Here is a 12,360-nt window from a genome sequence, read left to right on the forward strand (position 1 = left end):
CTTTTTTTTCGTTAAAAATTTATAAAAAGGTGAAATATGTCTCGTGAATTTCCTTTAGGTAGCCCGCGTTTACGTGGGAATAGTGATGTGGTTTTACCTCGTCAATTCGATGGTTCATTGGTGGCAGGCGTCGCTGTTTCAATTTCAGATGCGAACTCGGGACATCCCGTTGTTAAATTATTTGATGGCAGTTCGTTTGGTGGATTTTCTGTGAGTGATATTGATCAGGTTGCCAAAGTAACGGGTGTGATTAAGACAGGCGAAGCGATTTGTTTACGTGTAAAAGACGGCGCAAGTTTAACCGTTGGTGGTGGCTTTGCGGTAGATAATGCAACCGGTGAAATTGTGGAAGCGGGGGCTGATGGTTCAACTGCAATTAATGGTGATATTGCTGATGTGGGTGTTAATGGTATTGATGAAAACGGTGATCGAGTTCATCAATGTGCATTAGTTAATTTATATGGTGGGGTTGTTCCAACCGCTACAGTGGCTACAGCAACACAATCAGCGACAGTTAAATCAACGGCGCCTAAAAAATAAAAAACATACTGAAACCAAATAACAATTGATATCAAAAGGGCTTTGTCGAAATAAACGGCAAGCCCTTTTTTAATATCCGAATGATAAGGAATACCTAATGCGTACTAATTTAGTTTGCAAATCTAAAGTCGAGCGTCGCTATAACACCCAAGTGATGGGAAGCAATAAAATCACATATAACCCTTATACAGCTAGTCTTGCTGCGAATGAGCAAAACTATTCTGATGGTAAGCTACGTCAAGGGTCGGTGATTCATATTGGTTATGATGTTGCTGGTGATTTTCCAGAGCAAAAGTTTGCGGAAGCATTAACACCGGCAACGACTGAACTAGCTCAAGCTCACGCCAAATCGGTTGAATTTAACTACCAACGTCAACCATCACATATTGAGTTTTCATTATCTAACTTACAAGACGTGAGTGATGTGAATATCAATGCCGGTATTTTGAACCGTATGTTGATGCAGTATGACTATGAGCACTTTCATGGTAAGTACGGCAATGCGGGCATGTTTAATAATGACAAATCTATTCAACTTGATTCAACGGTTTTTGAAATTTCATCGATCGCAGATGTCTTTACAATCATTGAATCCCTATATCAAGAAATGGGTATCTTAGGTATTACTGAAGCTGATTACCCTAATATCACTATGAGTTATTCAAGTGATGTCGCAGCCTTGATTCGTAAACCTATTGCGATTAGTGGCTCGTCAATTACAACCGGTCGTAATGAAATTCAATCAGCTTACAGCGGCATGGTTTTAAAAGAAGTGCCGATGCATATCCAAGCGGGCCAGCATATTTCATTAGCATACCGACCTGCAATTACGAATCATCATGCTTCTTTGCCAGGTATTTATAGTAAAGAAGAAGGCGATCACGGCATGTATATGAAGACGTTATTCACCTATGAGTCGGCATCTAATGAAATTGAGGCCAAAGGCGCCTATGTCTATCAAATGGTGTCAACACCAACATCACGTGCAATTAAATCGGCACAACGTAGCTAATCCTAACGAACAGGGAGCCATGCGCTCCCTTTGTTTTAAGCGGAGCATTTATGATCTCAGAGGATGCGCAAAACAAAACAGATACGATATTAAGGCAATCAGACTCTGACAGCATGACACAAGATGAAATTGATTTCGCTAATGCTCTTGGTGTTACACCAGAGTCTGATTGTGATTGTTATAGGTTGGCTCAATCCGTTCTACTTGAGCGAGTGTCTAAAGATAGCAACTTAAAATATACATTAACTCGACTACGTATGTTGGCTGATGCAAATGATTGTTCGTTAACAGATAAGCAACCGGTCATTAAATCTGCTCGGATTTTGGTGATAGGTGGAGGGCTTTCTTAATGTTTACGCTAGATATCGAATTAGATTTCACTGATTTAGAAAAAGAGATGAAAGCCTTTAATCAGCATCATATTCGCATTGGGATCCTAGACAAATATAAAACGGTTAAGTTAGCAGATCACAACGCGACATTGAAATCATTCCAAGGCAAACAAGCTTCACGTGTGATGAGAGGTAACCAAGGGAAGACTAATTTAAAAGTTTCTAAATTAGCTGAATATCTTGATGGTCGTTACGGTGTTTTCTCAAAGGCTGAGCATAATTTTGCTAATCAAGATGTAGTGCGTGTAACCAATGAACTGATCAAGCTATTTAATACTGGGGAGCAATCGCCGGAGCAAATTAGGCGTATAGAGAGTGCTGCTCGGGCCCTAATTCGTAACCCGATAATGCGTAAAGATTTTGGTAGCAACGCGCGCGCGACGATCCAAGGCGGAATCGGATATAACGGTCATCGAGTTGGCGGGAAACGATTTGATTGGCCTATGGTGGATACCGGCACGTTTTTCACATCAATAAAGGCTCAATATGTTTAGAAAAGAACTGCATAAAGAAATCATGAATATTTTTGGCATGAAAGCGGTTGATTGGGCCGGTGAAATGCATGAAGGCGCCGACATGGTGTATGTAGAGTACTTAAACATCCGCGAGCAATACTTTTCTGAATCTCACATCCGTTTTTTTGGCACTGTCCGGCTTACATTAGCTGCGTCAGGGCGAGATAAGCCAGTGTTTGGTGTACTTGGCAGTAAGTTTGATAAGTACATGAAAAGAAGTTCAGACAATAAGTCGCTCACGGCGGTTAGTAATGAAGCCGAAAGTGATTGGCGAACCCAAGGCATATTATCAGTATCAAAGGATTTCTATTTTGCGTGTGAAATCGAGCACGACAAGACGCGAGAAAAAATCAAATATTTCAAGTGGGTAGATTATGAGTAACACATTAGTTTTTGATTATGCTGTTTCCATTACGGAAGCACAATCAGCCTCAAAAGTTGATTACAGTTTTTTAAGTAATTGTTTGGTTTTAGTTAAAGGGAATTACTCCGTACCTATTGAAAGTGGTTCTGTTGCACTAGATACGACTTCATTATCTACAGATGCTGATGTTGGCACTATCATCACGGCAACTGCAACTATTGTTCCTGAGACTGAATTTCATGTTCATTACGAATGGTTGTTAACCGGTGATGCTACGGGAGGTTTGAGTCTTATTTGGGATAATGAAACTGATGGTTCAATTGCAACGATTGAGGTTCTGGAAGGGTTTGATCAAAATGCAGGTGGGACGGTCACTGTCACTTGCTCTGCAAATGGTACTGAGTTAACTAGCGCGGATTTAACGGTCACACGCGTCGAGCCTCAAGCAGCTAATACGGCTTCAAAAAGTAAAAAAGTAGCACCAAGTATTATTAAAGAATCAAAGTCTACAGCAGTCAAAGTTAAGCGAAATTCGGTTCAACCTCAATTCAAAGAAGCTATAGGTGAGTCTGTTTTTACTGATCCTAGTGAATACAAGGTCATCCCAATTTATGAAGAAACTGACTTCGGCAATTATACCGATAATACAGAAGTGCCATTCTTCATGGTTGGTGGATTAAATACGGTTTATTTACTAATCAAAGCTGATTCAGTGGATCCCGATGATGATGCCGTTATTGACTTTGACCCTACGAATTACTTTACGTTATGTCATTCTAAAGATACGTCTTTAGAGGATGCGCAAGCTATTAAGTTTGCAGACTTTAAAGGCGTCACTGTTTACGCAACAAGTGATCAAGAAACAGCGGCAGATTTAAGCCAGACGGATGTTGTGTTCTATGATGCCGGAGATTCATATGCTGGTGCTTATGAGCAGTTTGGGTATTTTCTAACGCAAGTCTATTGGCGAAACAATCAATATTATGTGCTTAGCGGGGATAATCCAACGAGTACCGTATCAACGTTAGGTGAGGCTGACTCACTGTTTGAAAAGAGAATCTCGTTTTATTTAAATGGTAATGAGGGGCCAACACTAGGTTTCTTTGGCTGTGGAAATGAAGCTATTACTAAAACCTATCTTAATAAATTGATTCAGTTGGAGACCCAACAAGCGATCACTTCATATATTCAAGTGAACGAACCAAATGATACTGCTGTACAGCGCATTAATATCGAAGAAGCGGCTATGAGCGTGATTGAGAAATATGAGCAATACCCATATTTTTACCTTGACTCTGATAAGGACAATTACATCAACATCTTAAAAAGTGATGATATGTATTTTGTCGATGGTGAAGCTGAAATCAAAATTGCAGATCCAATCTGGCGTGCTCAAATCTCAGTGAAGGAGGCTCAATAATGACTACCAGTGCATTTACCATTGGCGAAATGGAAACAACTGTTAATTATGATGATGTGGAATATAGCTATATCTCAGTTGTGGAATTAGGGCGCAACAATCCCAAAGTGGTTCAAATGTTTTGTGATCCGCAGGGGTATGGTGATGGTGAAGTTGTTTCTTCAGCATTAACGCAACCTATTGAAACGAATGTAAAGCTTCGCAATGTCAGCAAGGAGCATTTAGAACTATACACTAAGATTTTTGAATCGGGTGGGCGCTTTAGTTTTACTTCTTATAGTAAGAAGAATGGGCGAACACTGACCACAAAGCAGAGCATTTTAAAGAGTGATCCGCGTAATGGTACGGCTAATGAAAGTGAATCCACTCTAGATGTAACTTTGGTGATTCAAACAGCGCCTAAAAACTTTAAAGATGAATTTAAGGCGGTGGCCTCATGATCACAAAGTTTAAAGGTGCCCGCTCTTGGAATGCTTATAGTGCCTATGTGGGCTTTATTTTTCATTTACATAGGGCGATGACTTTTAGAACGCTTGGTTTTTCGACCGTAGAAGAATGCCAAGCATATTTTAGTCAAGCCGACATAGAAACTAAGCGCAAAATTATTATCGAATTAATGAGCGTGGTGCGAATAGATACAACAGACATGATGGCTTTACTTGCTATCCATGAAACTAAGCATGGGATGTCAATAGATGCAGCTTCTATTGATAATTTTGATCTAAAAGAAATTGGAGAAATGGTTATCGAGTCCTTGTTGCGCTGCGCCGCTGAAAAGGATGCAGGGCTTTTTTTTTAAGTTATCAAGAACTCGATAAATTATCAGAATACCGCTTTTCTGGTGATAGCTTTGCGGCTGAGTTAATTGAGCGAAACCCTGAAATCGATGGCAGTACCTTAATCGCATTGATTTTGAAAAAAGCCCATACCAATATCAAAAGTTATGAAGAGGCAATAAATAATGGCAAGTTCTGAATTTATTTTAGCCCCCCGTATCGATGAAAACAAAGCCCGGCAAGAAATGCAAAAAATGGATGATGTTGCCAGGCGATCGGCACAACAAATGGCAATGGAATTTGATAAAGCTTGGAATGATATTGGTCGTTCAGGTAAATCAACGTTCAGCAAGTTGGGAGGGTGGCTAAAAGATGCGAGTGCATCAATGGTTGGTAATTTAGCCGCTAATGTCACAATGAAGTTAGGTGAGATTGCTTGGGATGCCGCAACTAAGGTTTTTGATGACCCAACGGGAACAGCAGCCTTAGCCCGTGAACGTTATGAACAAAATCGCGATATTAATAGTGATGCGGATGCGCTAGGAATTGATCGCGGTAAATATGCAGCCCTAATGGAAGCTGGTATCGGTTCTGGTCTTGATCAATCAGATATGAGGGGGCTTATATCTGGTTTTGTTGGTGCATTAGAAAAACCTGAAATGGCCAACTTTCAAGATGATGCTAAGCAAAACGGGATTGATAAAGCTTTTCTAGATTTTATTGGTTCAACATCACAACTTAAGCCAGAAGATGCAGCTCAACGTATGAATGATGTCTTTGGTGATGATGATGCATTGAAAGCATCCAAGTTTATGAGCCCGATTCAAGACTTATTGGCCAAAGGTAAAGAGCTTAACTTTCAAAATATCGTTAACTCAATGGCAGGTCGGCAGGTCGATATAGATGGATTAGCAAAAGCTCTGAATGTTTCAGAAGATCAAATGAAATCGTTATTTGCGAATGACGCCAAACTATATGAACAGCATATAAAGGGTGTTGCTCAACGAAATAACGCGAAAGATATTGTGACCTCTGAAAACTCAACAAATAGTGTTCAAGAAGCAAACTTAAAGAACCTACATATAAAAGTTGAAGGGCAACTAATTGCTGATGGCATTGAAAAAGCTGAAATTACTACGGGCGCGACGGTGTATACATCGGCATCGACTTTTTTTGATACTAAATCGAAGCAATGGGATGAATTGAGTAAGGCTAGCGAGCATGCTTATGATGATAAGGAGCATCTTGAAAGTTATTTTGAAAAATGGATTAAGCTTATTTCTATATTCGATTTTCCTGATAGGAAAAAAGGAGAAAGTTTTGGTGATTACTATGACAGAAGAGCTAAAGAAGGAACTCTTTTAGGTCCAACATCTTCGTTGATGGCAGAGCAAGTTGAAAAACATGCGCAAGATAACAAAACCCGAAATGATACTGGGCCATTGAAGTGAGGACGTATGATTTCTGAAAAAGCACCACCTATATTTCTGTTTTATCTGGATGAACTGCTAACTGCCGATGAACAAGAAGAGTTATATCGTATTAACGCAGAAGGAAGCCCTAGTGCAGAAGATCTAGTGAAGATGCAAACCTTGATTGAAAAGAGCCAAAATCTGAGTAAAGGCAATCCGATCCCTGTTCCACTAATAGGCGATTTAATCGGGATGATCCCTGATGGGTATAAGCAAAGTGTATTAAAAAGTGTTGATATGGTTAAGGGGACACCTGTTTTAAAGGGTAATGTTAATTCAGTGACCATTACCTTAAAAAGCAGTAGTTCCGATTTTGTGAATGTCTTGATGGGCATTGGTAACTATTTATTTTCACAAGATGATGCTTTACCAAGGGTTTGCTTTTTTAGCCCAGAAGTCGTTGTGATTGGCGGTGTCATGCTTAATATGACAAAGGCCACCAAGATTGACTCTAGTGAGCAAGTGATTTCAATTGAACTTCAACGGGGTGATAAGCAATTTTTTACACGTTTTCATACGATATCTAAAAAGGCAGCTGAAGTTTGGGATAATACAGTCAATATCATTACCTAGGATAAATCGAATAATATGAACGCTTTGGACTTACTGGGATTAACTCAGAATGATTTCACTTGGTTTAACGTTGGTGCTGTCGATGATCTAGTCGCAAGGAATATTCCTCAGATCGTTGATGAATATACCGTAGATGGCGAGGATATTACTCTTATGATCATAAATGAAGTTGAAGTTCCTAATTTTAATTCATTTCAAATAGCATTTTGGTTTCGTGATGCTTTCCTACCTCTTTATGAAAACGGAAACTTTTATATCAAAGCAGATGGAAGTCTCGCGGCAAAAAAACAATCAGATGGCTATGCGCTGTTAGGGATACGTAATGAGAGTTAGGGCCACAACTCAAGCGGGTTACTTATTTTCTATGGATTATTGGGAAAGGCCTCATTGGTATGTATCTGGTTTGGCGGCAATGAAGCCAACTATCGATGGTTATACCTTTGCAAGTTATGAAAATGTGCCAAAGCAAATGATAGAAGGTGCAGTCTTTCTTGATACCTTGCAGCCTAGGACAAGAGCAATTTTAAACCCGACAGATTTTCTAGAAGAATTGGGCTATACGCTAAATGTGTATTCGGGAGAGTTTATCAAGATTGAGGATATTGTTAGTTTGCCGGTACGTACGATTGAGGCAACGGCACAATATCGCTATGTGGCCAATCATTTGCCGCAACTTCATTATCCATTAGGGGATTCAAAAATAGTTGCGATAGACGGCGATTATGATCTAAGGGAGCGTATATTCAAAGGTGCCTTGTCTGTTGCGGTTACTAATACGGATGGAACTTAGATTTAATCTTTAATATGAGAGTTGCTATGGAACTGCTAAAAGCAAGAATTCGAGATGCTCAAATTGAGGTTGATATTGATGATCAGACATTTAAACCAACAGATGTGATCAACGTATCAGCAGGGCAAGAAGATAGTGATGGCTTTTTGCTTATGGGTGATGATTTCTCGGTGTATTTAACCAACACTCAACTTGATGCCCAGATCATCATTGATAAGGCGATAGGTATAGCTGAACAAGCAATAGATATAGCAGGTAAAACAGTGATAACCGCTGTTAGTGGTGGTTCTGGTTCTCCCGCTGTGGGCACTGCAGAAATATTAGCACCTGATGCAAAGTCAGAGCTCGAATCAATTAAACAAGACTTAAGTGACTTAAAATTGAGGTGAATAATGGGGTCATTGACAGGCTATCTTGGCAAGGCACGAAGTGTTGCTCGGTTTGAAAATGAATTTAAGACACAAGCGGCCAGTTTATATTATGCCCCAGGTATAGGGTTTGATTTTTCATACTGGCAAATGCCGAGCGTTAACTTTAGTGCTGATGCTTTTAATACTTGGATCATCGATGAATCAGTTAAAAAAGCTATTATTGTTTTAAATAGTGCTGTATCGGTGGATAATTTTACATTAAAGCTAGATTACACCTTGGCCGGTGTCCAAGGCTCTCAATCATTACAAAGTATGTATGGTGGATTTAGTTAATGAAATGGGATAGTGAAAAAGGGGTGATCCCCGAAGATTTTGATACACATATGGGGCGCTATTATAGCGCCTTTGTTAATTCTAGTGCGGAATACAATCAAATTGCTTACAACACCTTTTTAGCAAGTGATGAGTATAAAGTGTATTACCCTGCCGTACAGGTTGATATGTATGCCGATAATATAATCGCAGAGACATTTATTCAGATGTCGGAGTTCATACAAACAACCAACCTAAAAATATCAAACCCCACAACCACTCCAAATGCTCTGATAGCAGGGCTACGCGATAATTTTGGCTTACGATCATCAGTACAAGAAATGACAGAAGAAAATGCCGGGAAAATGCATGTCGCTATTGATTATACGCCTAATGATGATCTTAACTTTCAAATTGCCTCGTATATGGAAAGTACGTGTGTTGTCGCAAGTACCTATATGGTTGGTGATATTGAACAACCAATCGTATTGAGTGAAGGTGGAATTGAAACCTACCGTTGGGTCGCACAGACTGAACAAAACATGATCTTCAAAATTACGATGAAGGTATCAAGGAATTCAACGGCTGCGACAGATACACCCGAAGAAGTATTAAATAAGTTTATGGCGAATTGGGATGAATTTTATTGGATCGGGATGGATGTTGAGCCTGAAAAGTATTTTGAAATTAACCGTGATGCACCATATGCATCTGAAATAATAACTGAATACTCTATCGATGATGGTGTGACATGGGAAACTTCACCTTATGAATCACCGTATAACATCAAATTTATCCCAACACTTGATGTAGCAAATATCATTTTCATATAGGAATCATCTATGAGTGAGTTATTTAAAAATGATGATATGAGCCAACTGTTTTACGGGATTACATTAACGGCTAAGCAAGAGTCGACGCTCAATGAATTGGTAAAAATGAACCAAGAGGTTATTGGTTCAAAAATTTTTGGCTACGTGCTTTATGATAACGGCACTTTTCCTGTAATGACCAATATTGATCGTGACTTCTTTGCTGAAAACTACATCGTGATATTAACAGCCATGAGCCAAGCAGGGGTATATGACTCATATACCTTTTTGATTAAGCAAATTTTAGGCCCTGGAGTTGAGATTGATTATAAAACGCCAAAACCAAGGCATCTCAATATTAATATTGCAAACCTTGAACAAACTGATGCAAAGATTGTGACTGACAGCGGCCTATGGATCGCCACTAATACTAATCTAGGGTTAATTGCAACGCAGTCCAATTCAGCTTTTACTATTAACCAATTAAATAAAGTATTGCAGATCTTAGCTAACCCATCAGGAACATATTTAGATATACGGTTTGGCCAAACGATATATATGTTGAAAACACAAGATGATAAATGGTTGACGACTAATGATGGTTTAGGTGTCGTCGCAACAACAGAGATTCCAGAGTAAAAATAGGTGAGCTTATGAACGAAGAGATAACACAACAAATCGAAGAACTTGAACAAAAAATTACTGCTTTGACTATGGACTTATCTATTACAAAACAACTATTAGTCCGTTCAACAAAATCAGATCCAACGGGTTCAGTAGCTATCGCAGATTTGCCCGCTATTTCAGATGATGAGATAGGGGATAATCCTCAAGTTATTCTTGAACATGCAACAGGAACAAAACGAGGTTACCTAAGCCAGTTGCTAGCACAGACTCCAAGTTTAGATGCGACAGATATACCACCCGCGGTAAATAGTGCTGATGCGGGATCTGGCTTTGGTGGCTTTCGATACACAATTGACGGCACAACTTTAAACCTATTCACTTCTTAAGGGCTGAACATGAGTTTTGGATTAGATAACCAGAATATTATGAGAATTACCCTTGATGGGGTAAATATCACCGAGGTTAACTTAGATGGAACAAAGGTCGCAGGCAAACCGGTGATAACTACACAACCTACGGGTGGCACATATGAAGAAGGTGTATCTGTTTCCCTGACGGTTGTTGCTAACGGCTTTGGCTCATCTCTATCCTATCAATGGTTTAAAAATGATACTGCTATTGAGGGCGCAACATCAGCAACTTATACATTTACGACAAGCACAGAGGGAACAGTTTCATATTTTTGCCGAGTAAGCGGTTTTGGTGGCAGCACGGATAGCAGTAAAGTAAATGTAATAACGGAAACATCTTATCCGTGTTCAGTCGTCGTAGGACATAGTTCATCCGGATACTTGGGATATAATAAATCGGTAAGTACGGGTTCTGTTTCTGGCGAGCTTATTCTTGGAGGATCAAGTTATCCAACAACAAACTTTAGCGAGTTCTATAATGGCGATGAAAATTCATCGGATAGTTCTAAATACTTTAAGATGAAGATTTGGGATGAAAGTAATACTTTCAATAACCTCAGTTCCGGCACTATTGTTTTTAAAACAGCTTTAAGTTCTGGTGTCACTAGCATTCATGGTACGCTTAGTAAAAGTAGTAGTCAGAATATTGAGTTTCGTTCTGATGAGATGACAGGATTTAATCTTAGTGACATTAATTTAACATATGCTTTCAAATGGGAAGATGATTAGGTGCTTATTAGCTAATGATGAATTTTTATATACCTTCCTTATAAGATATTTCAGTATAGCCATGCAACCTTAAGTGACAACGTCACTCTCTATGGAAAGGGAGTATTTGATAAGGTGGTAGAGGATTTCGCTTTAGAGGATAAAAAATCACACAGATGACAACTTAAAAACAGTCATTTGTGTGGTTTCTTGTTTATTTAGCCCTAAATATGCCCTAAAATATTTAGCATTATTTTTAAGTTATTGTTTTAATAAGGTTTAAAGGCTATCTTACTAAACTTGTTCGAAACTTGGTATAAGATGGCAAGCCTGATTCAATCTGGCCTAGATCTGACGCCAATTATCACTCATCACTTCGATATTGATGACTTCCAAAAAGGCTTTGACACCATGTGTAGCGGGGCTTCAGGGAAAGTTATCTTGGATTGGACAAAATAAGTCTCCTAGGTTTATAAATTGATAAATCCCCTTCAGCATTCTACCGGCTGAAGGGGATTTTTTATTTATAAGACTAAGCTAGTTTTAACGAGCCTAACTACTTACTCATACTCGGAAGAGTAAGTTTGCGCATAGGGGTGAGAATAAAGCTCAAACAAATTACCAAACGGGTCTTCAAGATAAACCATTTTGTATGGACGGCTGTCATCTTCAGGGTGATAACGCATAATATCCATACGCGCTTTGCCTCCAAACTTAGTAACGCGCTCAATTGTGCCTTCAAAGTCATTGGATTCTAAACAAAAATGGAATAAACCAATACGTGAGAAGTCAACATTGTGGCGGTCTTGCTTGTCTTTCATTTCAAAAAGTTCAAAGCCAATCCCATCGGTTGTCACAAGGTGCGCGATATTAAAACCTTTAAAGCCTTCACCGAACACTGCAATACACATGCGACCAATCGCACTTTCACGTTCTTCCATTACTGGCGTTTTATTCATGATGACTTCAAGGCCAAGAGCTTGGGTATAAAATTCAATTGCTTTGTCCATGTCAGGAACCATGATACCAAGGTGATTCATTTTCATTGGTTGTTCTCCATTATCGTGTTGGTGTGTTTTGTTGCGATGAGGAGAGTATAGGGGGAGGATGTTGTTAATGAAAATTATTAGTTTTTATGAAATTGATAATTATTTGTTATACATTTTTGGCGATTAGGCTTTAAATATTGTTGTATATCAAAATCAGCGAGAAACAATGTATAAAAAATGGCTTGCAGCATTTCGCATAACAAGCCATTAACGATAT

The 12,360-nt window shown here is 39.1% G+C and carries 19 protein-coding genes and 1 pseudogene; 19 read left to right on the forward strand and 1 reads right to left on the reverse strand.

Annotation, left to right across the window (positions count from 1 at the left end; translation table 11 throughout):
- Window positions 1-36: 36 nt before the first annotated feature.
- The 19 genes and pseudogenes from AC2VOY_RS15060 to tdh form a co-directional block, all read left to right on the forward strand.
- A complete protein-coding gene (locus AC2VOY_RS15060; RefSeq protein WP_491833389.1) occupies window positions 37-540 on the forward strand; it encodes a hypothetical protein in 504 nt (167 codons plus the stop codon).
- A 97-nt stretch (window positions 541-637) separates the two neighbouring features.
- Window positions 638-1,552: a hypothetical protein gene (locus tag AC2VOY_RS15065; RefSeq protein ID WP_491833390.1), complete on the forward strand. Its 915-nt coding sequence runs from the start codon at window positions 638-640 to the stop codon at window positions 1,550-1,552.
- A gap of 50 nt (window positions 1,553-1,602) precedes the next feature.
- Window positions 1,603-1,902 (forward strand): hypothetical protein, encoded by a 300-nt coding sequence (locus AC2VOY_RS15070; RefSeq protein ID WP_491833391.1) that lies wholly within the window; start codon window positions 1,603-1,605, stop codon window positions 1,900-1,902.
- Window positions 1,902-2,438 carry a hypothetical protein gene (locus AC2VOY_RS15075; protein WP_491833392.1) on the forward strand — a complete coding sequence of 179 codons (537 nt, stop codon included), beginning with the start codon at window positions 1,902-1,904 and terminating at the stop codon, window positions 2,436-2,438. Before AC2VOY_RS15070 ends, AC2VOY_RS15075 begins: the two co-directional genes overlap by 1 nt.
- Entirely contained in the window at window positions 2,431-2,841 is a 411-nt protein-coding gene (locus tag AC2VOY_RS15080) for a hypothetical protein (RefSeq protein WP_491833393.1), read from the forward strand. Before AC2VOY_RS15075 ends, AC2VOY_RS15080 begins: the two co-directional genes overlap by 8 nt.
- Window positions 2,834-4,243 (forward strand): hypothetical protein, encoded by a 1,410-nt coding sequence (locus AC2VOY_RS15085; protein ID WP_491833394.1) that lies wholly within the window; start codon window positions 2,834-2,836, stop codon window positions 4,241-4,243. Before AC2VOY_RS15080 ends, AC2VOY_RS15085 begins: the two co-directional genes overlap by 8 nt.
- Window positions 4,243-4,683, forward strand: coding sequence for a hypothetical protein (locus tag AC2VOY_RS15090; protein WP_491833395.1), 441 nt, complete (start codon window positions 4,243-4,245; stop codon window positions 4,681-4,683). The genes AC2VOY_RS15085 and AC2VOY_RS15090 overlap by 1 nt, the downstream gene beginning before the upstream one ends.
- The gene (locus tag AC2VOY_RS15095; RefSeq protein ID WP_491833396.1) at window positions 4,680-5,042 is read left to right on the forward strand and encodes a hypothetical protein; all 363 of its coding nucleotides are present in this window, start codon (window positions 4,680-4,682) and stop codon (window positions 5,040-5,042) included. Before AC2VOY_RS15090 ends, AC2VOY_RS15095 begins: the two co-directional genes overlap by 4 nt.
- Before the next feature lie 162 nt (window positions 5,043-5,204).
- Window positions 5,205-6,470: a hypothetical protein gene (locus AC2VOY_RS15100; protein ID WP_491833397.1), complete on the forward strand. Its 1,266-nt coding sequence runs from the start codon at window positions 5,205-5,207 to the stop codon at window positions 6,468-6,470.
- A gap of 6 nt (window positions 6,471-6,476) precedes the next feature.
- Entirely contained in the window at window positions 6,477-7,064 is a 588-nt protein-coding gene (locus tag AC2VOY_RS15105; RefSeq protein WP_491833398.1) for a hypothetical protein, read from the forward strand.
- A gap of 15 nt (window positions 7,065-7,079) precedes the next feature.
- Window positions 7,080-7,397: a hypothetical protein gene (locus AC2VOY_RS15110; protein WP_491833399.1), complete on the forward strand. Its 318-nt coding sequence runs from the start codon at window positions 7,080-7,082 to the stop codon at window positions 7,395-7,397.
- A 31-nt stretch (window positions 7,398-7,428) separates the two neighbouring features.
- Window positions 7,429-7,854, forward strand: coding sequence for a hypothetical protein (locus AC2VOY_RS15115; protein WP_491833400.1), 426 nt, complete (start codon window positions 7,429-7,431; stop codon window positions 7,852-7,854).
- Window positions 7,855-7,880: 26 nt separating this feature from the next.
- The gene (locus AC2VOY_RS15120) at window positions 7,881-8,243 is read left to right on the forward strand and encodes a hypothetical protein (protein ID WP_491833401.1); all 363 of its coding nucleotides are present in this window, start codon (window positions 7,881-7,883) and stop codon (window positions 8,241-8,243) included.
- Between the two features lie 3 nt (window positions 8,244-8,246).
- The gene (locus AC2VOY_RS15125; protein ID WP_491833403.1) at window positions 8,247-8,558 is read left to right on the forward strand and encodes a hypothetical protein; all 312 of its coding nucleotides are present in this window, start codon (window positions 8,247-8,249) and stop codon (window positions 8,556-8,558) included.
- Complete coding sequence (locus AC2VOY_RS15130) at window positions 8,558-9,370, forward strand: hypothetical protein (RefSeq protein ID WP_491833404.1); 813 nt, start codon at window positions 8,558-8,560, stop codon at window positions 9,368-9,370. The genes AC2VOY_RS15125 and AC2VOY_RS15130 overlap by 1 nt, the downstream gene beginning before the upstream one ends.
- A 9-nt stretch (window positions 9,371-9,379) precedes the next feature.
- Window positions 9,380-9,988, forward strand: a complete 609-nt coding sequence (locus tag AC2VOY_RS15135) for a hypothetical protein (protein WP_491833406.1) — start codon at window positions 9,380-9,382, stop codon at window positions 9,986-9,988.
- A gap of 14 nt (window positions 9,989-10,002) precedes the next feature.
- The gene (locus AC2VOY_RS15140; RefSeq protein WP_491833407.1) at window positions 10,003-10,362 is read left to right on the forward strand and encodes a hypothetical protein; all 360 of its coding nucleotides are present in this window, start codon (window positions 10,003-10,005) and stop codon (window positions 10,360-10,362) included.
- 9 nt (window positions 10,363-10,371) lie between these two features.
- Window positions 10,372-11,115, forward strand: coding sequence for an immunoglobulin domain-containing protein (locus AC2VOY_RS15145; RefSeq protein WP_491833409.1), 744 nt, complete (start codon window positions 10,372-10,374; stop codon window positions 11,113-11,115).
- Window positions 11,116-11,394: 279 nt separating this feature from the next.
- Window positions 11,395-11,553, forward strand: a pseudogene (gene tdh, locus AC2VOY_RS15150) (L-threonine 3-dehydrogenase); the annotation flags it as partial.
- A 101-nt stretch (window positions 11,554-11,654) separates the two neighbouring features.
- Here the strand turns inward: tdh and AC2VOY_RS15155 are convergent.
- Window positions 11,655-12,140, reverse strand: coding sequence for a VOC family protein (locus tag AC2VOY_RS15155; protein WP_491833411.1), 486 nt, complete (start codon window positions 12,138-12,140; stop codon window positions 11,655-11,657).
- Window positions 12,141-12,360: the final 220 nt, after the last annotated feature.

This window comes from Vibrio sp. KMM 9700, assembly GCF_058545285.1.